This is a genomic window from Bacillus sp. FJAT-29937 (assembly GCF_001509555.1).
GTDB lineage: Bacteria > Bacillota > Bacilli > Bacillales > Cytobacillaceae > Cytobacillus.
Map to the genome: position 1 here is coordinate 24,839 of NZ_LMAS01000005.1, position 22,667 is coordinate 47,505.

At 40.2% G+C, this 22,667-nt stretch carries 18 protein-coding genes; 9 read left to right on the forward strand and 9 right to left on the reverse strand.

All coding sequences use genetic code 11. The features are described 5' to 3' along the window. Positions 1 to 28: 28 nt before the first annotated feature. Entirely contained in the window at positions 29 to 1,675 is a 1,647-nt protein-coding gene (locus AR328_RS12160; RefSeq protein ID WP_066295273.1) for a PAS domain-containing sensor histidine kinase, read from the reverse strand. Between the two features lie 169 nt (positions 1,676 to 1,844). Between AR328_RS12160 and AR328_RS12165 the strand changes: the two genes are divergently transcribed. From AR328_RS12165 to AR328_RS12180, 4 genes are all read left to right on the forward strand, one after another. Then, the gene (locus AR328_RS12165; RefSeq protein ID WP_066295274.1) at positions 1,845 to 2,078 is read left to right on the forward strand and encodes an excisionase family DNA-binding protein; all 234 of its coding nucleotides are present in this window, start codon (positions 1,845 to 1,847) and stop codon (positions 2,076 to 2,078) included. Positions 2,079 to 2,204: 126 nt separating this feature from the next. Further along, the gene (locus AR328_RS12170; protein WP_066295275.1) at positions 2,205 to 2,765 is read left to right on the forward strand and encodes an FAD-dependent oxidoreductase; all 561 of its coding nucleotides are present in this window, start codon (positions 2,205 to 2,207) and stop codon (positions 2,763 to 2,765) included. A gap of 216 nt (positions 2,766 to 2,981) precedes the next feature. Beyond that, entirely contained in the window at positions 2,982 to 4,382 is a 1,401-nt protein-coding gene (locus AR328_RS12175) for a M28 family peptidase (RefSeq protein ID WP_066295276.1), read from the forward strand. 133 nt (positions 4,383 to 4,515) lie between these two features. After that, entirely contained in the window at positions 4,516 to 5,460 is a 945-nt protein-coding gene (locus tag AR328_RS12180; RefSeq protein WP_066295277.1) for a DMT family transporter, read from the forward strand. A 25-nt stretch (positions 5,461 to 5,485) separates the two neighbouring features. Here AR328_RS12180 and AR328_RS12185 read toward each other — a convergent pair whose 3' ends face one another. The 7 genes from AR328_RS12185 to AR328_RS12215 all read right to left on the reverse strand — a co-directional run bounded on the left by AR328_RS12185 (position 5,486) and on the right by AR328_RS12215 (position 11,896). Beyond that, on the reverse strand, positions 5,486 to 6,448 hold the full coding sequence (locus tag AR328_RS12185) for a D-2-hydroxyacid dehydrogenase (protein ID WP_066295278.1): 963 nt from the start codon (positions 6,446 to 6,448) through the stop codon (positions 5,486 to 5,488). Further along, complete coding sequence (locus AR328_RS23060; RefSeq protein ID WP_066295279.1) at positions 6,430 to 6,762, reverse strand: hypothetical protein; 333 nt, start codon at positions 6,760 to 6,762, stop codon at positions 6,430 to 6,432. The genes AR328_RS12185 and AR328_RS23060 overlap by 19 nt, the downstream gene beginning before the upstream one ends. Next, positions 6,759 to 7,580: an MBL fold metallo-hydrolase gene (locus AR328_RS12195; protein ID WP_197414465.1), complete on the reverse strand. Its 822-nt coding sequence runs from the start codon at positions 7,578 to 7,580 to the stop codon at positions 6,759 to 6,761. Before AR328_RS12195 ends, AR328_RS23060 begins: the two co-directional genes overlap by 4 nt. A 160-nt stretch (positions 7,581 to 7,740) precedes the next feature. Beyond that, positions 7,741 to 9,225 (reverse strand): TerD family protein, encoded by a 1,485-nt coding sequence (locus AR328_RS12200; RefSeq protein ID WP_066295873.1) that lies wholly within the window; start codon positions 9,223 to 9,225, stop codon positions 7,741 to 7,743. Between the two features lie 157 nt (positions 9,226 to 9,382). Beyond that, the gene (locus AR328_RS12205; RefSeq protein WP_066295280.1) at positions 9,383 to 9,823 is read right to left on the reverse strand and encodes a hypothetical protein; all 441 of its coding nucleotides are present in this window, start codon (positions 9,821 to 9,823) and stop codon (positions 9,383 to 9,385) included. Between the two features lie 9 nt (positions 9,824 to 9,832). Further along, complete coding sequence (locus tag AR328_RS12210) at positions 9,833 to 10,183, reverse strand: ASCH domain-containing protein (protein WP_066295281.1); 351 nt, start codon at positions 10,181 to 10,183, stop codon at positions 9,833 to 9,835. Between the two features lie 48 nt (positions 10,184 to 10,231). Further along, on the reverse strand, positions 10,232 to 11,896 hold the full coding sequence (locus AR328_RS12215; RefSeq protein WP_066295282.1) for a glutamine--tRNA ligase/YqeY domain fusion protein: 1,665 nt from the start codon (positions 11,894 to 11,896) through the stop codon (positions 10,232 to 10,234). A gap of 382 nt (positions 11,897 to 12,278) precedes the next feature. Here AR328_RS12215 and AR328_RS12220 point away from each other — a divergent pair, with 382 nt between their 5' ends. From AR328_RS12220 to AR328_RS12230, 3 genes are all read left to right on the forward strand, one after another. After that, positions 12,279 to 14,996, forward strand: coding sequence for a dynamin family protein (locus AR328_RS12220; RefSeq protein WP_066295283.1), 2,718 nt, complete (start codon positions 12,279 to 12,281; stop codon positions 14,994 to 14,996). A 133-nt stretch (positions 14,997 to 15,129) separates the two neighbouring features. Beyond that, positions 15,130 to 17,913, forward strand: coding sequence for a response regulator (locus AR328_RS12225; protein ID WP_066295284.1), 2,784 nt, complete (start codon positions 15,130 to 15,132; stop codon positions 17,911 to 17,913). Positions 17,914 to 17,939: 26 nt separating this feature from the next. Then, on the forward strand, positions 17,940 to 18,773 hold the full coding sequence (locus tag AR328_RS12230; protein WP_197414458.1) for a CheR family methyltransferase: 834 nt from the start codon (positions 17,940 to 17,942) through the stop codon (positions 18,771 to 18,773). A gap of 165 nt (positions 18,774 to 18,938) precedes the next feature. On the opposite strand, the gene AR328_RS12235 is transcribed toward AR328_RS12230, so the two are convergent. Next, positions 18,939 to 19,631 carry a universal stress protein gene (locus tag AR328_RS12235; RefSeq protein ID WP_066295285.1) on the reverse strand — a complete coding sequence of 231 codons (693 nt, stop codon included), beginning with the start codon at positions 19,629 to 19,631 and terminating at the stop codon, positions 18,939 to 18,941. 211 nt (positions 19,632 to 19,842) lie between these two features. On the opposite strand from AR328_RS12235, the gene AR328_RS12240 reads away from it, so the two are divergent. Continuing rightward, entirely contained in the window at positions 19,843 to 22,248 is a 2,406-nt protein-coding gene (locus AR328_RS12240; protein WP_197414459.1) for a Na+/H+ antiporter subunit A, read from the forward strand. Further along, positions 22,245 to 22,667, forward strand: coding sequence for a Na(+)/H(+) antiporter subunit B (locus AR328_RS12245; RefSeq protein ID WP_066295286.1), 423 nt, complete (start codon positions 22,245 to 22,247; stop codon positions 22,665 to 22,667). Before AR328_RS12240 ends, AR328_RS12245 begins: the two co-directional genes overlap by 4 nt.

Below are 22,667 nucleotides of genomic sequence, written 5' to 3' on the forward strand. Positions count from 1 at the left end.
GCTTGATTAGTAGAGCTTCTTTTTGACCTTATTGATCCATACTTTTATCATTCTTTATCGGTAATTTGATTAGGACCTCTGTTCCTTCATTTATTTTACTATTGAATACGATTGAACCATTATGAGATTGCACAATCTTATAGCTCACAGTCAGACCTAATCCTGTTCCTTTTTCTTTAGAAGAATAGAACGGCTCTCCGATTTTTTCCAGCCGTTGTTCAGAAATGCCGCAGCCTTGATCCTTTACAGTAATTAGAATTTCTCCATTCTCTTCCAATGTTAAATAGACTTCCACTTTACCTTTACTTGCGGATGCCTCAATGGCATTCTTGATAATATTGATAAAAAGCTGCTTTAATTGATTCGGTTCGCAATCGATCATATATTCTTGAATATCCGAAATAAAATCGATTTGGACATTATATAAATTGGCATCCGATTGAAGTAATGATATGACCTCAAATAGTAGGAGATGGATATCGGCACGGGTAAACTGGACCTGCTGGGGCTTAGCCAACAGGAGCAGCTCCCCAGCTATATAATTAATTCGGTTTAATTCGTCTAGCATAATTTTATGATATAAATGATCTTTTTCGTTCTCCTTCTGAAGCAGTTGAACAAATCCAATGAGCGAGGTAAGCGGATTGCGAATTTCATGTGCCACACTTGCAGCTAATTCACCCACAACGGACAGCTTTTCTGTTCGTCTTAGTCTTTCCTCCGTTTGCCTAATATGGGTGACATCCTTTCCATAACCAACAATTCCATCAATTTTCCCGTTTACGATGATGGGAAGATTCGTGCATTGTAACGTTATGATTTCGCCGTTTATATGGGGCATCTTAAGCTCATACTTTTGAACACATTCTCCTTTAAGGATATTAGAAATCGCCTTTTGGATTGCCTTTTGTCCTTCGAATGGCAGCGAGTCTTTAATATTTTTGCCAATTATTCTTTGATCATCATAGCCAGTAACAGCTTTAAATTGCGGGTTTACATTTGTTATGACCCCGTTCAGATTGATCATATAAACAATATCAGGGTTATATTCAAATAGGGATTTGTACTTTTGCCTGCTTCTTTTTAGCAGGTTTTCAACGATCTTTCTTTCTGTTATATCTCTTCCAATAATGACTAGCCCCTTGCGGCTGCCATCTTCATGAAAGAGAGGGACCTTAATCGTGTCAAACGTTTTTTGCAGACCGTTCGGAAGAGGGATGACTTCCTCAATACGTGTAATCCCTTTATTCTTCCAAGCTTCTTCATCTGATACCTCACAGTAGATTAACGCGTCCTGGTAAAACTCTGTATATTCTGCTAGTTCCGAGTCCTTTTTTCCTTTGTAATCTACATTCTCCAGCTGAAATAATTTTAATCCAAATTCATTGGCTTCGATCCAGCGCCCTTCTCCGTCCTTGAAATTCACGAAGTCAACCATTGAATTGATTAGAGTTGATAATCGCCTTTCCTCTTCCTTGAGATTGTTTAATTTTTTCGTCTTTTCCATAAAATGATAAAATAGCCAGCCAGTTGTAAGGATATATAGCAGTTCCTTCATTCTTTCGATTGTTTCGATAAGTGGAGAAGGCTGAAATTGACTGAGAAGATAGTTAGTGCCAAAAATCCAAACAATGCTTATCATTATATAGAGGATAAAGAGCTTCTTTTTGTTCATTTGATTCGTATATCTCCTGTTCTATACGAGAATGAGGAAAATAATCATTTCCATTTCGTTATGTTCGTAATGGTATAGAGACTAGAAAATATAAATTTTCAGTCCATAAACATTTTATCCTAGTTTGGTAGGCAGTAAAAGACAAAAAAATTACTGGAGTGACATAATCGTGTATTTAACCATTGAAGAAACAGCTGAATATTTATCAGTCTCTGTCACATATGTGGAGAACTTAATTTTACAAGGAAAGGTACGTGTCTTACATGATAGCGAGGGAGCCGTATTGATCTACAAGGATCAGTTTAAGACACATTTTGAACAGCTGGAGAAATATAAACATTTAGTCAAGGAATTGGAAAATGAGCCCATTCCAGAGGATCGGGATATTAAAGACGAGGATTAGAATGTTCCGCCCTTCATTGCGGTCATAATAGAAAATGGGGTTAACTTGTACGAGTCACATTATTTTACAAAAATCCTGTTGTTCGTTAATCTTTATTATGAAATAACATGAAGGAGGAAACGAATTATGTATGATATTACGGTCATTGGAGCAGGTCCGGCAGGAGGAAGTGCGGCATTATTCGCGGCTAAAGCAGGAAAAAAGGTATTAGTCATTGATAATGATAAGAGTGTAACGAAGCGTGCTTGGTTAGAGAACCATTATGGTGTGCTTGAAATTTCCGGCCCAGATTTAGTCGAAGTTGGGAAGAAGCAGGCAGCTAAATTCGGTGCCGAAATCGTAAACGGATCCGTTGAAAATATTGAAAAATCAGAAGCTGGATTCGCCATTCAAACAGATAATCAAACATATGAATCGAAGCATGTGATTATCGCAACAGGTTTTCTAACAGATCTTGCTGAAAAAGCGGGATTAAAAACAAAAGATGGCACAGAGCCTAGAGTAAAAACGATTTTCGATGTCGATGCAGCCGGAAAAACGAATATTGAAGGAATATGGGCAGCTGGCACTGCGGCAGGGGTAAGCGTGCACACGATTATCACAGCCGGAGACGGCGCAAAAGTTGCCATTAATGTGATTAGCGAATTAAATGGTGAACGCTATGTTGACCATGATGTTTTAAAGTAAGTTGGACGAGCCAGCCTTTATGGGTTGGCTTTTTTCGTGCTTATTTTTACGACTAAGCTGCTAGTAATGCTTGATTACCCGTGTCTTTTATCCTTAATAAAACTATATTGGAATAAAATGGACAGTTTGTCCCACCACATAGTAGTAATAAATTCCCTTTCCTAATATTTAGAATAGTTTAAGATTTATATTAATCTATGTCTTAGGAGGGATTCTATGAAAAAACCATTTTTATCAGTAGCTTTAGCAACTACATTAGCCTTTGGTGCGGTTGGCGCCCCGGCTGTATTTGCGAAGCCGAATGAAGTAGGACAAGCTCAGCCAGTTAACGTATTTGATCACAAAGTCATCGATAAGATTAATGCTGAAAATATTTATAAAAATATTGCACACTTGTCAAAAACACCACGTGTGGCTGGTACTGAAGCTGAGGATCAAGCAGTGAAGTATATTAAAGCGCAATTCGAGTCATATGGATATGAGGTTGAATTACAGCCGTTTACTTTTTATGGATATACACCTCCAAGTTCGATTGAACTGAACGTAAATGGCTATGATGGAGTGCTGAACCCAAGTTCCTTTACATACACAGTAAGCGGCAATGTTTCCGGTGATCTTGTATATGCAGACTTAGGTAAGAAAGAGGAGCTTGCTAATAAAGATCTAACTGGAAAAATTGCTCTCATCAAACGCGGTGATATTCCTTTCGCTGAAAAAGTGTTAAATGCGGCTGAAAAGGGCGCTGCAGGGGTAATTATTTTTAACAATACGAGCGGTCCAGTAAACGGAACGCTTGGCGAAGCAAATGATAAATATGTTCCGGCAGTAGCTTTAACGCAAGCAGAGGGAGAGGCACTTCTTACTCAGCTAAATGCAGGAGCAGACTTGAAGACAAGCTTGAAAGTTGAGGGTGCCAGAGCGGGAGAAAGTCTTTCCCATAACGTAATCGCTACGAAAAAACCGACAAATAAACAAAAAGATACCGGTAAAGTTATTGTCGTTGGGGCTCACCACGATTCTGTTGCAGGTGCACCTGGAGCAAATGATGATGCCTCCGGAACGGCAACAACACTTGAGCTTGCACGTGTATTTAAAAACGTGCCGACAGACACAGAAATTAAATTTATTACATTTGGCGCGGAAGAGCTTGGATTAATTGGCTCAACCCACTTTGTTAACAATCTATCAGATGACGAAAAAGAACGCACGATTGCTAACTTTAACCTTGATATGGTTGGAAGCAGGGATGCGGGAGATCTAGTCTTGCTTACTCTTGATGGGAAGCCAAACCTAGTGACTGAGCTTGCTCAAGCTTCAAGCAAAAGACTTAACGGAGAGCCAACTCCATATGGTCAAGGCGGACGCAGCGACCATGTTCCGTTTGCAGAAGCAGGAATCCCAGCAGCCTTATTTATTCACGACCCTGTTGAGCCTTGGTACCATACACCTGAAGATTCCATTGATAAAATCAGCAAAGAAAAGCTTCAGGATGTAGCTGAGATTGTGGGAGCGGCAGTTTATGACCTAGCTCGCTTCGACAACATGGGACCAAAGTCGAAAAAAGGTCCAAAAGTAAAAGCTGGTAAAGAACAGCGCCATGAGCAGAGTATAAAATAGTATGAAATAATGAAGTCAGTTCTCGATCAGGAGGACTGGCTTTTTTTCGCTAGATTCAAATAAAATGATTTTATAAAGATTTCCATGTTAAAATAGGTCTAATATGTGAAGGTGAAGGAAGAAGGAAATCATTTTGAAAAATATTCAAACCTATCTTTTGCTCATTGGGATTATGATGGCTTGGGGATTTAATGTGCCAGTTGTCAAGATACTTGTAGGTTACTTTCCGCCAGTAACCATTACTTCTTTACGAATTTTTACGGCGGGAATTTCAGTCTTTCTCATTATGGCTTTCATACGGAAAATTCGAAAGCCTAGTAAGGAAGAATGGAAGTTTATTATTTTTGGCAGTTTGTTCAACGTGGTTGGCCATCATTTCTTCTTATCGGTAGGTCTTACGAATACAACAGCTACAAATGGGGCGCTCATTTTAGGAACGGGGCCATTATTAACAGCCATTCTTTCGTCAGTTATCCTGCGTAACCGGGCAACATGGATTCAAATTCTAGGATTCCTATTTGGAAGCGCAGGGGTTTCCTTTATCGTCTTATCCGGTGAAGGAGGGCTATCAGGTTTATCGATAGGCGACTTACATATATTCTTTTCGATTCTTTCACAAGCCCTTAGCTTTATTCTTATTAGCAAGGCAGCGAAATCAATGGATCCGCGACTGTTGACCGGATATATGCTGGTCATGGGAAGTGTTCTTTTATTTTTCATTAGTTTGTGGCAGGAGCCAAAAGGGGTGGAAGGGTTATTCGGAGCTCCAGGCCTTCTATGGATTGCCTTCTTTTCATCGGCCTTGCTTTCAACAGCCTTGGGGCATATGTTTTATAATGCAGCTATTAAAAAAATCGGACCCGCGGAAGCATCCATTTTTATTAATTTTAGCACGTTCTTCTCGTTAGTAGGTTCGGCTGTTCTTCTGGGCGAAATCATCACCTCCATCCATTTATTAGGTTTGCTATTCATTGTTTCCGGTGTTGTTCTTGGATCCGGCGCATTGGAGGAATTGCTGCGGCAAAGGAAAAAAAGGGAAATGGGGCAGACTCCAAAAGCAAAAAAGGGATTCCTCTAAGAAGGAGGAAATCCCTTTTGCTGTTTCAATAACCTTTATGATAATCCACTAAATTAATTGGCAGCTTCTCGTCTTTTACATAGCTTTTTAAATTTGGGATGAATATATCCTTAATGACCCGCTTATCATAATGCTCGGTCGACCCTGCTGTATGTGGTGTGATGATTACATTTTCCATTTCCCATAATGGACTGTCCTCACTAAGAGGTTCTTTCTCAAATACATCCAAGCCTGCACCAGCGATTTTTCCTTCCGTTAGAGCCTGGATAAGCTCTGATTCCACGACAATATCACCTCGGCCAATATTTAAGAAGAAGGACGAAGCCTTCATGAGGTCAAATTGGTCTTTTCCAAATAAATGCTTTGTTTCCTCTGTTAGTGGAAGCGTCACAACTACATAGTCACATGAGGGTAATACCTCATTTATCTGATTAAGCGAATACATCGTATCCACATATTCTTCAGGCTGACCTGAGCGGCGAAACCCTAAAACATTCATGCCAAATGCCTTGGCAATTTTCGCTGTTTCCTTGCCGATAGCCCCTACCCCAAATAGACCCAATGTTTTGCCATGCAGTTCAAGCTTTAGCCCTGAATGATGCCAAGTCTTTGTTTGCTGATTTTTCACATATGTATGTATTTTTCTAGTAAGCCCGAGCATGAGTGCAAAGATGGTCTCGGAAATAGGAAAGGAATGAACCCCGTTGGCCGATGTTAACTGGATTTGGTGATTATTGAATTCTTTCAATGGCATGCTGTTTATACCTGCTGACCATGATTGAACCCAGCGCAGCTTAGAATCATGGGCTAGCACATGTTCAGTTAAATCCTTCTTCCAGCCTGCAATGATTTCCGTTTCATGTAAATGATCTTGCCAAACGGCCTTATCCTTTCCAACAATAAGCTCCCAATCGGGTATAATTTCTTTGATAGCTTCGATTAAATCCTCACTAATATTTTGGGTAACAATTAGCTTTCGTTTCTCCACAAAGACTCCCCCTCATTCATGATATGTATATCATAGCAAAAAAAGGAAGGGGCAATAAGGAAAAATAGTTCCGTGATTAGCTGAGGAAACCCTTTGCGGACATGAAATCCGTTATTTTCATTTAATGACCCGAATTGATAAGCTAAGCGGACACAGCGTACGTTATTTACTGAAAAACGACAGAAATAGCTGCTTTTTTCCGAAATAGAGGAACCTCTGTCCGAAAAAATAAAAAACCCTCTATTTTCCTGCAAATAAGGGAACTGGTGTCCGCCAAGCTTCATACAAGCTTCAGATAGGTAAAACCTAATCAATGCACCCCATCCACAAAACGCCCATAATCCGGGATGGCGATCTTATCAAATTCACGTACTAGCTTTGGTAAATTTTCTGTTAATACATCCCCTGAAATCGGTACTCCATGGCCTGTAACTGCATAGGCAGGCTGAAGGGCGAAAAGTTTTTCAACAGACTCCCGTGATGACTCCCAGTCAGGAGTTAAGTATCTCGGCGGCCCGCTTATTTCAAATTCCTGTGTTAGAACCTTATATAGAGATTCTTGCTTAACCGTAACGAAGGCATCGCCAGCAATAAGGGCACGGTCACTTTCTCTAAATAAGGAAACATGACCAGGTGAATGTCCGGGTGTATGAACCCATTTCCAGCCCTGCATTTCAGGAACACTCCCATCCTCGGGAAGGGGGTGAACATATCCAGTTATATCGATTGCCTCATTTGGGAAAAAAGGAGAGATTTTCGAAATCATTCCGCCTTCAACAGTTGAATCGGGTTCTACATAATTTTTCTTCCCGGTTAAGTAAGGAAGCTCTAATGTATGGGCATAGACAGGGACTTGCCAGTGATTAATTAAATCAATAATGGCTCCAACATGATCGAAGTGCCCATGTGTTAAAATAATGGATTTAGGTTTTGCCTCCTCACCATAGAGTTCTTCAGCAGCATCGATAATTTTTCTGGCCGATTGGGGCATACCTGCATCAACCAAAACCCAATCTCCGGGGGTGTCAGAAAGAGTGACAAAAGCAATATTAACGATTTGAACGGTAAAGCATTGAACACCTGAAGCAACATGTTGAAACATGCCGCTTGCCACAGAGGTCATCGGCATCATGCGTTCAGTTGAAGAACTGCCTTCCAAATGAATTTCTTCCAAGGGAACTCCTCCTCTTTTACAATTTGTTATGAGTTTCCCCTTGTTTGAAGATGGGTATGCGAAAAGAATGTATTAAAAAACAAAGAGCCCTTCAAGGAGTGGGCTCTTCCAAACACAATTATGATAAAAATTCTTGGGGATTTAACCCTAATTCCATACAGATTTCTGAAACAATCTGCTTTTCGCTAGGATCGAAATGACCGTCTGCATAGCCAAGTGCGATACAATAACGAGCAACAAGGCGAGCAATTTCAGGCTTCGATCTGACACGTCCTAAAGCTCTGAATGCCTCCGCACGACCGATAATGGAATCACGTTCAATTTTTTGGACAAAGTAATTAAATTGCTGCATCACTTTATTTGTATCAAAAACGCGTAATTCTTCGCTTTGATTGACAAATTCCATCATTTTTTGCCGCTCGGCTTGGTCTAGTCTGCCATCTGCTAATGATACGAGTGCACAAGCGGCAACAACAGCATCTAGGACATCCTGGCTTTTATAGCGGGCGAATAATTCCTGAGCCTTTCTTTTTTGCTGATTGGCCCATTGTGAATAATCGGTTTGATTAGGAGACCAGACGTTTCGGCAGCTGTTGCATGTAAATTTAAGCTGGTTTTTGCCAATGAATCCTCCCAATAAACCGATCGGACCAAGGATTAACCCGCCAATTGCCGCTTTTCCGAGGCCAAAGCCTTTTTCACCTGTCCGTACATTCGAGGAACCGCAGCGGGTACAATTGATATTGTCTCCGCCATAAGATTGCTGAGAGGAATATCCTTGACCGTATGTAGGCTGATTGTAGCTTGCCTGCTGTCCATAGGCTTGCTGATTGAAAGGCTGACTCTGCTGCATCGTTTGATTATACGCTGGTTGATTATAAGAAGGACTGTAAGTATTTGTTTGACCGAAAGCTGGCTGATTATAGCCTGACTGTTGCTGGCCAGAAAATGGCTGCGCTTGCTGGGAGCTGCCGTAGGGTTGGTTGATAGGCTGAGATTGATAAGCGGGTTGTGCAGGAGCAGGCTCATCATCTACATGAACGCCAAAATTTCTGCATAGTGCCGCTAATCCGCCTTGAAAGCCGCTCGCAATGGCATTAAATTTCCACTCACCGTTATGGCGATACAATTCTGCTGCCACAATGGCCGTTTCCACTGTAAAATCACGTCCCAGGTCGAAACGAAGTAATTCCTCATTTGTCCTCGCGTTAAAAATCCGCACATAGGCATTAGAAACTTGTCCGAAGTTTTGCTGTTTGATTTGTGCATCATGGATGGTGATAGTGAAAGCAATCCGGTGAATAGAAGGAGGAACTTTATTTAATTCGATTGAAATTTGCTCATCATCACTGGCGCCAGCTCCGGTACGATTATCGCCGCTGTATATAACCGAATCATTTCCGCCTCTAGGATTATTATAGAATACAAAATCCAAATCACTTTGTACCTTGCCAGTAGGACCAACCAAGAAAGCTGAGGCATCTAAATCATATTGTGAATGGCTATGGCTAACATCCCAGCCCAAACCTGCCACAACAACCTCAAGACCCGGATGAGCCTTTGTTAAATCGACTTTCTGTCCTTTTCGTAACGTAACACCCACTTTAAAAACCACTCCAATCCCTATAGATTCATATAATAAAGTAACTTTTCTCTGAATTTTAATTTCAACTATAATTATAATGCAAAATGGAATCAAAAGGAAAATGAAAGCCTAAAAAAAATGGCCAGCCTCTTTATAGAGACTGACCACTCCCTTTTTACCAAAGGGGAGGTTTTACTACCATAAGCCAGAGCATGACCATTAATAGGATTAAATAAAGCCAAGTTGATTTTAAAAGCTTTTGGACAAGCAGCTGTTGATCTTGTTCAGGCTCATGAAATTTTCGAAAAATAGGGGTGAATGCCCTGGCAAGAAAAAACACAGAACCAAACATGACAGCCAACGTGGCAATAATCCACGGTGTTTTCCACGTCCAATGCCCCATAGCAATAAGCAGTGCACCGCTCCCGACAAGTAGATGTCCGGCGTGCTTCACAAGCCGGACAGAGAGACGGAAAATATCCAAGTAGGCAAGCTGGACTTCATGTTCTGCCGCCCGCAATTTTTTCGCAATCGGAATTAATACGAAAAAGGGACCGATGGATAGAACAGCACTGCCCACATGGATGTATAGGATGAAGCGATAAAGTGTATCCATGAAAAATGATTATTCCGAGACTGGACGGAACTCATGCACCCATACTCTCATTTGCGGCAGCCATGGCATGCCAGGGTGATAGGATAGAATGGATTGCTTATAATCTTCAACCGTTTCATAGCCTTCTTGCTTGGCGTGCTCATCAGTTAATTCACCTAAAGATTGTGAATATACTTTTTCAATGACAAATTGATGACCTTGAAGATCCATAATCTCACCAACGTCTGCATAGCGTCCGTTGCGGCGTGTGGCCGTTTTCTTACCTGCTAACACCAATTCAATGTCTGCTGGCAAAGTGATCAGTCGCTCAATTGTACACGTTTTTGGCGGCAGTGCTTGATTTTCATTTTCGTTTGTCATAATAATTTCCTCCCTTTGATGTGTTAAGGCTGCAAATGGCAAAGTTCATTATAGCTTAAAAGAGCTTTTTAGCGAAACGATGCGGTTAAATACGTGTTTCTCAGCCGTTGAATGCTTTGGATCCACGTTAAAATAGCCATGACGGAAAAATTGGAATTTGTCCTGACCTTTAACATCTTTCATATTCGGTTCAATAAAGCCTTGAACGATTTCAAGTGAATTTGGATTTACAAAATCCAAAAACGTCTTTTCAGAATCGTCCATTGCTTCAGCTTCTAATTCAGAATCAAGAATGAGCGGCTCATAAAGACGAAATTCAGCTGGAATCGCATGCTTCGCATCAACCCAGTGAAGTGTACCTTTTACTTTACGTCCTGTAAAGCCTGTCCCGCTTTTTGTTTCAGGATCGTATGTACAGTGAATTTCAATCACCTTGCCGTTTTCATCTTTAATTACATCATTACATTTAATGAAATATGCGTGCTTAAGACGAACTTCATTACCTGGGAAGAGGCGGAAATATTTGCTTGGCGGGTCTTCCATGAAGTCATCCTGTTCAATATAAATTTCGCGGGAGAATGGAATTTGCCGTATGCCCATTTCTTCATTTTCTGGGTTGATTTCCGCATCAAGCATTTCGACTTGATCTTCCGGATAGTTTGTAATTACGACTTTAAGCGGGTTCAGTACACCCATTGTTCGCGGTGCAGTCAGCTTTAAGTCTTCTCTGACAAAATACTCAAGCATAGCCTCATCTACAGCTCCGGATCCTTTAGAAATACCAGTTGCTTTAACAAACTCGCGGATGGCGCCTGGAGTAAAGCCTTTTCTTCTTAATCCAGAAATTGTTGGCATGCGCGGGTCGTCCCAGCCATCGACAAAGCCTTCGTCAACAAGCTGCTTCAGCTTTCTCTTACTCATGACTGTATTCGTAATGTTCAGCCGGCCGAATTCAATTTGCTGCGGCTTGCTTTCCATTTCGCATTCTTCAATCACCCAATTATATAGCGGACGCTGATCCTCAAATTCAGTCGTACAAATGGAATGAGTGACATCTTCAATTGCATCTTCTAATGGATGGGCAAAAGAGTACATCGGGTAAATACACCATTTATCGCCTGTATTATGGTGGGAAGCATGTGAGATACGATAGATGACAGGATCGCGCATATTAATATTCGGTGAGGCCATATCAATTTTTGCGCGTAACACTTTGCTGCCATTTTCGAATTCGCCGTTACGCATCCGTTCGAATAAATCTAAATTTTCCTCTACTGAGCGATTGCGGTAAGGACTTTCTTTACCAGGCTCAGTCAGTGTCCCGCGGTATTCACGGATTTCTTCTTGGGATAGATCGTCAACATAGGCCTTTCCTCTTTTAATAAGAAGAACGGCACGATCATACATTTCCTCAAAATAGTCGGAAGCAAAGCGGAGATCATCCCACTCATAGCCGAGCCATGCTACATCGTTCTTAATCGAATCAACATATTCCTGATCTTCCTTTAATGGGTTCGTATCATCAAATCGTAAATGTGTCTTTCCGTTAAAATCATCGGCAAGACCAAAGTTAATGACGATGGATTTCGCATGACCGATATGAAGATACCCGTTCGGTTCGGGAGGAAAACGAGTAATGATTTCTTTGTGCTTTCCTGATTCCAAATCCTCGATAATGATATTTTTAATAAAGTTTGACGAATTTTGTTCCAAACCGGTATCAGCCTTTCTATATGTAGGTAGTTAATTCTTATTTTACTGTTATTAACCAAGTAAATCAATCGAAGGGAATAACCAAATCATCTATGATGAATTAGACCTGCCAAATTGTAATCATATTGAATTTTGCTTAGAATGAAAAGAAAAGCGCCATGAAATTGTTTGTAAAATAGGAAATTAGGGTAATAAAGTAGGAAACAGGCATTAGGACTTTTGCCTATTATTAAATTTGTTACAGAAGACTACAATTATGTAATCAAAATTGAAAATTTGCCATAAAAATATTTTGTTAGAATAAAAGAATAGGAAAAAAAGCAAATAAAGCTGCTTAGGCTTGTTTTGATATTTTGTGAAAATACTCTGCGGGGGTAGCATGATGACTATAGATGAACAATTAATAGGAAAAAGTTATTACAAGACATTAGTGGAAGGGAAAGAGAATGTACATCCCATCAAGGCTTTAGGAGAATTGTATATGGAGGAGCAAAGGAATGCCATATCGGAGCTTTCCTTTATTCGCTTTGCTCAAGGAGAGATTTACTTCCAGAATTGTGATTACGAGGCAGCGATTTTTAAATGGGAAAATATTAATAATGAGCTTGAGCCGTGGGCAAAGAAGAATATGGCGGATGCTTATTTTAAACTGGAAATTCTCGCTACAGCAGAGGATTTGTACCGGTCCATTCAAACAGACTCTGACGTCTTGAAAATAGAAGTGCTATTACAGTTGTTTTCCACCTATGTGGCACGCGGAAAGCTTGATTTTGCCGTTGAGGTGATCAATGAGGCTGTTACTTTTAACCCAGACTACCGGGATGTAACGAGCATCGCTAAAGCGTTTTTTGAAAAGCATCAGGATTGGAAAAATGCGATTGAGCTTGCTGTTAATGAGTCCATCAGGACAGGAGATCTTGTTTGGTTCGACATTCTGCAGTCCTATGTCGAAGAGGGCAAGATCAAGAAGACAGAACCAAATTATTTCAATGAAGCATTAGTCATATTATTTAAGGCGGATTTGGCAAAGTTTGAAAGACTGGCTGTTACCTTATGGAATCATTATCGAAATGGAGATTTATATTTTACTTGGATTAAAGAATTAAATCACATCCTTCTCCATATGGAAGGGGGAAGCTCCCATTCATGGAAAGAGCTTTCGGCCGTTTATCATGATACATATTTCGAATTAATCAACGGGAAGCATTTAATAAGAGAAATCTCACATTTAATTCCGAATCATTTAAGCAACTGGGTGAAACTGGCTGATTCCACTTATTCATCCATTGCTGCGGCTTCTGCCCTAGCATGGAGTGAAATCTTCCCTTCGAGCATCGAGCATTCAGCGATTAATGCAGCGGAGAAAAAGATCAGTCAGGAAATGCGTGATCGAAATGGCTTAACAGATGGATTCGAGTTATTCAAGTCCGTCGTTTCTTGGGCAAGGAAGAATGGGATTGAGATTGGACACCGATTTGAATGGATGGTGAAGGAGCTTCTTGACCTCAAGGCTCCTAATCTATTAATTGCCGGAGCTGCTGGCAATGAGAAATCGGGATTTATCAATCAACTGCTTGGCGAAACGATCATAGATGACTCGATTTCAACAACTGTGATGTTCAAGGATAATGAGGCCGCTATCATCCAGGAGATTGGCGATGAAGGAGAAAGAGAAATTTCTCATCTATTCGATGTGAGCGAGGACTCACAAACTGTGATCCTGTATAAAAAACCTTTACCGTTTCTCCGTGAGAAGCAGCTTGCCTTTATTGATACACCTGGCATAACGGGTTTGAACCGATTCAGAAATGAAGTATTCCAATATTTGCAGCTCGCGGATAGTCTGCTATTCGTCCTCCATGCCAATCATGCTTTCGCAGAGGAAGAGCTTGAAATGGTTGTGAAAATTCGCGAGCAGGCACCTGACCTTTCGATTCATTTCTTGATAAATGGGGCAAATTCTCATGAAATGGAGCAGGAAGTGATAGACCGTGCCACATCGAAAGTGAATACTTATTTTTCAAAAGCAAAAGTATTTGCTTATTCGGGCCGAAATGAACAGCTTGAACCATTAACTCAATTCTTGAAATCTATCACGAATCACGACAATCTAGAAGAAAAAAGAACGTCTAAAGTTCAGCATTATATTCGCAAAACGATTAAGTTCTTATTGGAAAGACGAGTGGAAATGGAGAATGGTTTCATTGAGTCAATTAAATGGAATGATGAAATGGTAACCAAATTAACAGGCGCCACAAATCAATTACGTGATTTGGAGGAAGAAAAAGCCCGAGTCATGAAGAGGTCCTTTACAAAGATCAAAGACGACCTAAAGGTTCAGCTAATGGAGGATATTCCTAAGCTGCTTAAAGGAAGTTCAGAATTGATACATGAGGACAGCGATTTTGGGAAGATCCATGTTCAGCTGAATAATGAAATGAATAATCGTATTCGTCATCATTTAGATGAAATGATTATGCCAAGCTTTCATAAGGTGATTCATCAGTGGATTAACGAGGCAAGTGATGAATTCGATCAGGCTCAAGAATTCCTGAATGAAATGGGTGCGGGCTTTAATGATCTTTATGAGGAAGAGAAATTAAGTCTTGCGTGTGATTTTAAAGTGCTGGATGATTGGCGAAGAGATGCGGATCGGATGACGAGAGGAAATGTGCATCTAGAAAATATGAATATATTAAACCGCTTCACACCATCCCAGTTTATTTTAAAGAGTGCGGGCAAATTGCTGGGAGCCATTCAGCAAAATAAATCCATGCTCTATAACAAATATAAGCAATTTATTGAAAATGAAGATTACAGCGAAGTGGCTGCAGCAGTTGCAGAACAATTCTTCCAGCCATTTGAACTTTTTGAAAAATCGATAGATAGAGATGTCAGCATGTTGTTTAGTCCGCCGTTAGCTGAACTGCAGGAAGCGGTGAAGGAATCAGGAAGTCAAATAGAATTCAATAAAGAGTCTTTGAGGGAGATTAGGGAAAATCCTGAACTTTACCGTGATCCGATTACCTTATTCCATCTTAAGCTTATTCAGCTTGAATGGATGACAGATGTCCGAGAAGAAACTTATCAAATCCAGTAAAAGTCCATAATAGTCCGTTCGGCTAGCCTAGCAATTTAGCCGAACGGCCATACATACCGTTTATTAGCTGTCATTCTGCACTCATAAATAATTAACCTCTGAAACTTATTTCACTATAAAGGAGGCATATTTAGTGAGTTTCAAAAGGAAGCAATATCTTAGCCTAGGCTTGACTATATTTTTTATGCTTCTATTGATGTTTGTCATCCTTTTTATGGCAAATTTAATAAAAGCGAATATGCTGGAGATTGTGAAAGATCGATACTATAAAGTAAACCAAGCCACTGAAATCAGAAGGCTATTCGATCAAACCGACCGCCAGCTTCTGCGGATATTAATTGTAAAAGAAGAAATAAACCCGGAACTGATTGAGAAATCTCTCAAAGATAATGAAGAAGGCATTACATCAAAAATAATTAAATTAGAATCCTCCATTAATACAGCTAGAGGCATTGAAGTTCTGAAAGAAATTGAAAAATATTACAATTCATACAATCAGATGGAGCATAGTTTTATTGAAAAGTTCAAAAGTGGTAAATTTGATGAAATGCAAACCATTTATGATAGTGAACGAATTAATCGCGACCAGCTTCTACTCGATTTAAGCGAATTTATCGAATACCAGGAATCATTAATGGATGAATCGCTGCATAGTGCGACGAAAACACATTCCCAGCTTGTCATTGTATTAATATCGGCTGTTATTCTAGCTCTATTGATGATTGTCCTTGTTACACTTTCACTCATTCGGAGCACAAGTAAAACGATGGCCATCATATTAAAGGGGCTCAATCGTATTGATTATAAAAATCTTTCCAGGCTCCCAAGGCTAGTAATTCATACAAATGATGAATTCGGAAACATAGCGAAATCCTTTAATTCGATGGCAGCGTCTTTAGAAACCTATCATGAAAAAGAACAAAAATATATTTCAGAAATAACGGAGCAAAATTGGATTCAAACCCATTCTGCCGACATCATTCATCTGTACAGCCATCATATTAATATTCATTCTCTTGGTGAAGATCTCATTCGCCAATTATCTCATGCAATCCATGCCAATCTTGGCGTTTTCTATGTGAAAGAAACGAATAATGGAAAGCCCATTTATCGAAAAAAATCCTCCTTTGCAGAAGACGGTCGGGATGAAGGGAGAGAGTTTTTTTATCCAGGCGAGGGGCTAGTTGGGCAATGTGCTGTTGAAAAGAAGCCTTTTATTTTAAATGATGTTCCAAGTACCTATCATCTGATCCATACCGGCCTTGGAAGTGTGGCGCCAAGAAGCATTATCATGGCACCGGTGTTGGTGAAGGATGAAGTCGTAGCGGTTGTGGAATTGGCAAGTCTAGAAGTGTTTACATCCACTCATTTAAAACTGTTAGAGGAAGTGCTGGATACGCTTGGCATCGCCATTACAAATATATTAGGCAGAATGGAAATTGCCCGTTTACTGGAGGAATCGCAGGCAAAGACAGAGGAATTGCAAATGCAATCTGAGGAATTGCAGACTCAATCGGAAGAATTGCAGTCACAATCTGAGGAGCTCCAAACTCAAGCAGAAGAGCTCCGAATGATTAATGAGCAATTAGAAGAACGCACAAATGATGCAGAGCTGAAATCAGAGGAACTGAGGTCTGCCAAGGAAGCACTTGAAGAAAAGGCGAGAGAGCTTATGCTGAGTTCGAAATACAAGACAGAATTCCTGGCCAATATGTCTCATGAGCTTCGTACACCATTGAATAGTATTCTGCTGCTCTCAGAAATGCTGATTGATGTTCCGAATCATGGCCTTAATGAAGAACAAGTTGAATTCACTAAGGTGATTCATTCAGCCGGACAGGATTTGCTAGACTTAATAAATGATATTCTCGATCTTTCTAAAGTAGAGGTTGGGAAGCTAGAGATTCACTTTGAGGAAGTGAATATGAATGTTTTTGCGGATCGGTTGGAACGGAACTTTATTCAATTCGCGAAGAAGAAGAATCTTGAATTCACTGTTACTGATGTGGAAGGCGTACCGGAGGCCATTTTTACAGACGAACAACGCCTTCAGCAGATGATTAAAAACCTGCTTTCAAATGCCTTTAAATTTACAGATTCCGGTTCTGTTTCTGTTACGTTTGAAAAGGCGCACAGCCATGAGATTAGCAGCTTCCCTCAAGCGAACTGTTCAGATACATGGGTGAAGGTGATCGTTTCAGATACAGGAATTGGAATTCCTTTAGAGAAGCAGGAGGAGATATTCGAAGCCTTCCAGCAGGTGGATGGAGCCACAATGAGAAAATATGGCGGAACAGGACTCGGATTATCGATAACAAAAGAGTTTGCTCAGCTTCTTGGCGGGGTATGTAAAGTACAGAGTGAAGAAGGGAAGGGCAGCAGCTTCACTTTATTTATTCCAAGCCTGCCTGAAGGTTTACCGAAAAGAGCAGAGGAAACAGTGATTTCTGAAGTTGCTTCTGCAAAGGATTCTCAATCTATTATTGAAACAGCCATTGAAAATCTTCCTGATGATGAACAGGAAGTTAGCCCGTCTTCTACAGTTTTACAAGGAAAGTCAGTTCTCGTTGTTGACGATGACCATCGGAATATTTTTGTTATCAAAAATGCTCTTGAAAAAGAAGGCATGCATGTCCTAACCGCTGAAAATGGCATGGAGTGTTTAGACACGATGGCAAAAGAAGAAAAAGTGGATATTTTGTTAATGGACATTATGATGCCTGTTATGGATGGCTATGAAACGATGAGAAGAATCCGTGAACTTGAAGAATATCAAGATTTGCCCATTATTGCGTTAACGGCAAAAGCGATGAATTATGACCGAAGAAGATGCATTGAATCTGGCGCTTCCGATTATATCAGCAAGCCGCTTAAACTAGATCAACTATTGTCAGTGATGCGAGTGTGGTTATCTTAGAAAGAAAATTATTGGGATGATGAAGAATGTTTAAAGTGAGTAAAGAGGATGTAGAGCTTGAGTTATTGCTATTAGCGATTTTTCGTCTATCAGGCTATGATTTTCGCCAATATATGCGGTCTTCCATCATGAGACGAGTGCAATACCGCTTAAACCAGGAACGTTTATCAAGCATTACGAGTCTGACGGAGAAAATTATCCATGAGGAAGTATATTTAGAAAAAATATTAAGCGACTTTTCGATTAATGTGACGGAGATGTTCCGGGACCCTACCTTCTTCAAAACATTTAGGAACGAGGTTACTCCATGGCTAAAGGATCTTCCTGAAATTAGAATTTGGCATGCTGGCTGTTCTACGGGGAAAGAGGTCTATTCCATGGCCATTTTGATGGAGGAGGAAGGGCTTGGGCACAAAACAAAAATCTATGCCACCGATATGAATGAGAAAGTCCTAGCCAGAGCAGAGCGAGGGATCATCCCTCTGCAGAAAATGCAGCTATATACGAGGAACTACTTGCTTGCAGGGGGGCAAAAGTCGTTTTCGGAATATTACACGGCTGATTGTGAAGCTGCTTATTTAAACCCTGAATTGCTAAAGCATGTCGTCTTTGCCCAGCATAATTTAGTAACGGACCGGTCCTTTAATGAGTTTCATGTCATCATATGCCGGAACGTCCTTATCTATTTCAACACTGACCTTCAGGGCCGTGTGCTCCAATTATTTAATGAAAGCCTAAGTCCGGGGGGATTCCTCGGGCTCGGCAGCAAGGAGTCGATTCGTACAGATCATAATTGCTTCGAAGACTTCAACCCAATCGAAAAGTTATTCCGAAAGAAAACATCAATTTCTAAATATTAGAACAGCTTCTTTTGATAGAAGCTGTATTTTTTTTGCGATTTTCAAGGGCCTTTTTATTGTAATGTTACTTATTTTTTGGTAAGTTATTTTTATGTAACATTAGATGATTGGCAGTATAAAAAAACTTCCAGCATTAGAGAAGCGCTGGAAGTGTTCTGAATTATATTATAGTAAATCATTATCTACATCAATTGGATCAGTCATTCTAACATTTTTAAGGTCCTTGACAATGTCTTCTGTTACAACGACTTGCAGTGTTTCTTTGCCCTTCATGAGTTTGAAAACACCATTGTTGAAGTCTGTACCTTGTTCCTTAAAGAATATCCCTTCGAATTCGGCTTCTTTAGTATGAATAAAGCTTAGGCGATAAACATTCTCTTCTTTAACTAGGTATGCACGGACCCCTTTTTCGAAAAGTCCTTCTTGATCTCTAAGAGCACGGGAAACCGAAATAATGTGCAGGTCAACAAAAGGGATTTCCTTTAACAAGGAGTTAATTATGGAGCCCTTAGCTATTTGTTCCCAGCGGCTCTGGGCAGTCTGGCCTAGGATGATTTGAGTAATATGTTTTTCACGGGCAACCTCTGCAATTACTTTAGAGACAGGCCGCTTTTCATTATCTTTTAAAATAAATTCCTCAATCCGATGATGTTCAGCGATTTGCTGCCATCTAGTAATATAATCTGATTTTTCCGCATCCAGTTCATCAAAGGGCAAAGGATCAATGGTTAAAATATACAGAGGGCAATCAAGCATGCTTGCAATTTTACAGCCGCGCTGAATAAGGCGTTCACCATTTGGCCCATAGTATACACAGACGAGGATGCTTTCGTCCATACGTCCCTTTACTTTTTTCATTTTCATTTCACCTCGAGTTAGATGCGTTTAATAGAAATTAGATTCGATTAAACTATGTTTGAATATATATCATGAAGCTGTGTTAAGTCAATCTATTTCATTATTATATAAGCCTTGCACATGATATAAGAAGCAGCTGTCAAAGACTAATAATGAATGATGAGACAAACATTAATAGAAATATAATAACTTGTTAGGAGGGGATTTGATTGTGTCTTTGTTACCATTCATGATCTTTCTGCCGTTTATTTTTGCTATTTTAACACCTTTTATTTATAAAATGGTTACACCGCGAATTCATACGGGCTGGTTTGTCGTTATTGTCCCGCTCACAGTATTTCTGTATCTGTTACAGTATATTCCTGTCATTTCCAATGGAAATACAATTTCCCAATCACTTCCATGGGTGCCTTCATTAAATATTAATTTAACAACTTATTTGGATGGCTTGGCGCTTATTTTTGGACTGTTAATTTCTGGAGTTGGGGCCCTCGTAGTCCTTTATTCCATTTATTACATGTCAAGAGAGCGTGAAGCACTCCATAATTTTTATGTTTATATGCTTTTATTCATGGGTGCCATGCTTGGCCTCGTTTTTTCAGATAATATTTTAGTTTTGTATGTATTCTGGGAATTGACTAGTATTTCTTCGTTTTTACTGATTGCCTATTGGTATCAACGGAAAAACTCTAGATATGGTGCCCTCAAATCCATGCTGATTACGATATTTGGCGGACTTGCGATGTTATCGGGTCTCATTATGCTTTCCATGATGACAGATACATATAGCATTCGTGAAATATTGAGCAAGGTTCATGCTGTTACCGAGCATTCATTATTTCCTCCAGCTATGATCTTGCTGCTTTTAGGAGCTTTTACAAAGTCAGCCCAATTTCCATTTAGCATTTGGCTGCCAGATGCAATGGAGGCGCCTACTCCAATCAGTGCCTATTTACATTCCGCAACTATGGTGAAAGCGGGTATTTATTTAGTAGCTAGATTTACGCCTGTTTTTGGCGGGAGCAGTGAATGGTTCTGGATTGTTTCAGGAGTTGGGATCATCACGTTAATTTATGGCTCCATTAACGCAGTCAATCAGAAGGATTTAAAGGCATTGCTGGCCTATTCAACGATCAGCCAATTAGGTTTGATCATGTCTCTCCTTGGGTTAGGTTCTGCTTCTATGTATTTTGGTCATGGGGATGAGTCAACCGTTTATGCTTTTGCGGTATTAGCAGCTCTGTTTCATTTAATTAATCATTCCACCTTTAAGGGCAGTCTTTTTATGGTTATTGGGATTATTGACCATGAAACAGGAACGCGTGATATTCGTAAATTAGGCGGACTAATGAGCTTGATGCCTATTTCATTTACTCTAACGATCATCGGAAGCTTCTCGATGGCTGGACTTCCCCCGTTTAATGGCTATTTGAGTAAAGAGATGTTTTTTACAAGTGTATTAACGGCAGCGGAGAATCCTGTTTTTGGAATGAAGACATTTGGCATGATCATTCCTTGGGTTGCATGGATTGCAAGTGTGTTTACGTTTATCTATTGTATGATTCTTGTTTTTAAAACCTTTACTGGTAAACACCGTCCAGAGAAGATCGATAAAGTTGCCCATGAAGCACCAATTGGCATGTTGATTCCGCCGATTATTTTAGCCGTGCTTGTTATTGTTATTTTCTTTTTCCCTAATGTCGTTTCGAAGAACATTCTGCAGCCTGCATTAATGGCGGTCTTGCCTGGTCTTTCATTAAGTGAGATGGATGTAACGATCAAGCCGTGGCATGGATGGAATATGGAATTATATATGACAATCGGTGTGATCATCGTTGGGTCCATTATGTATAAATTTATTAAGCGCTGGATGTTTCTATATGATGTCTTGCCTAAATCCTTATCGCTGAATCATTTGTATAATCGATTGTTAGAAGGATCGGAAAGAGCTTCATTAAAGGTGACCAATCGGTATATGACAGGGTCTATCCGAGATTATTTAGTTTATATTTTTGGCTTTTTCATCCTGGTTCTTGGCAGTTCCCTTTTGTTCTCAAAAGGGTTTACCATGCAATATGCGAATAATGCAGAGGTTAGCATATATGAAGGCGTATTAATAATCGCAATGGTCATTTCAGCCTTCGCTGTCCTTCTTTCAAAATCAAGATTAACAGCCATTATTGCCCTTGGCTCACTGGGCTATCTCGTATCCTTGTTCTTTATTATTTTCCGGGCGCCTGATTTGGCGCTTACACAGATTGTTGTGGAGACGGTGACGGCAGCGTTATTCCTTCTATGCTTCTATCATTTGCCGGAATTGCGAAAGGAAGTAAGCAGAATTTCATTCAAGATGACGAATTTCATTATTTCTCTTGGGGTTGGCGTGATCGTCACTTTACTTGCAATGTCCGCAAATAATCATCGGCTATTCGCATCCATTTCGGGTTTCTTTGAGGATTCTTACACGCTTGCAGGGGCTAAGAATATCGTTAACGCTATTCTTGTTGATTTCCGTGGATTAGATACAATGCTGGAAATCCTTGTCTTAAGTATTGCAGGTTTAGGAGTCTATACGTTAATAAAGCTTCAATTAGCAGGGAGGGGTCCGAAAGAATGAACCCGAATGATGTAATTTTGCGTTCTGTGACTAAAGTGGCCATCGTGATTATTCTAACTTTTTCTATCTATCTATTCTTCGGAGGCCATCATAATCCGGGAGGGGGATTTATCGGCGGTTTGAGTGTAGCGGCAGGGCTCGTCCTTCTCTACCTTGCATTCGATATTGAAACCGTCCGAAAAAACATCCCAGTCGATTTCAAGAAAGTAGCGGGTTTGGGCGTTCTGCTTGCTGTTCTTACCGGGATGACTTCCATTTTTGCCGGGAAACCGTTTTTAAACCAAACATTTGGTTACTTTAATCTTCCTGTTTTCGGAAAAACAGAGCTGGCTACTGCTGTGCTATTTGATGTGGGTGTTGCCTTAGCCGTTATTGGCACAGCTGTCACGATTATTCTGAGTATAAGTGAGGATGGGTAA

What these genes read in the sequence shown, in the direction of transcription:
- AR328_RS12205 (WP_066295280.1), bottom strand. Translation starts at nt 9,823, where the DNA reads ATGGATACACTTTATCGCTTCATCCTATACATCCATGTGGGCAGTGCT.
- AR328_RS12220 (WP_066295283.1), top strand. Translation starts at nt 12,279, where the DNA reads ATGACTATAGATGAACAATTAATAGGAAAAAGTTATTACAAGACATTA.
- AR328_RS12170 (WP_066295275.1), top strand. Translation starts at nt 2,205, where the DNA reads ATGTATGATATTACGGTCATTGGAGCAGGTCCGGCAGGAGGAAGTGCG.
- AR328_RS12210 (WP_066295281.1), bottom strand. Translation starts at nt 10,183, where the DNA reads ATGACAAACGAAAATGAAAATCAAGCACTGCCGCCAAAAACGTGTACA.
- AR328_RS12175 (WP_066295276.1), top strand. Translation starts at nt 2,982, where the DNA reads ATGAAAAAACCATTTTTATCAGTAGCTTTAGCAACTACATTAGCCTTT.
- AR328_RS12195 (WP_197414465.1), bottom strand. Translation starts at nt 7,580, where the DNA reads ATGATGCCGATGACCTCTGTGGCAAGCGGCATGTTTCAACATGTTGCT.
- AR328_RS12245 (WP_066295286.1), top strand. Translation starts at nt 22,245, where the DNA reads ATGAACCCGAATGATGTAATTTTGCGTTCTGTGACTAAAGTGGCCATC.
- AR328_RS12160 (WP_066295273.1), bottom strand. Translation starts at nt 1,675, where the DNA reads ATGAACAAAAAGAAGCTCTTTATCCTCTATATAATGATAAGCATTGTT.
- AR328_RS12230 (WP_197414458.1), top strand. Translation starts at nt 17,940, where the DNA reads ATGTTTAAAGTGAGTAAAGAGGATGTAGAGCTTGAGTTATTGCTATTA.
- AR328_RS12235 (WP_066295285.1), bottom strand. Translation starts at nt 19,631, where the DNA reads ATGAAAAAAGTAAAGGGACGTATGGACGAAAGCATCCTCGTCTGTGTA.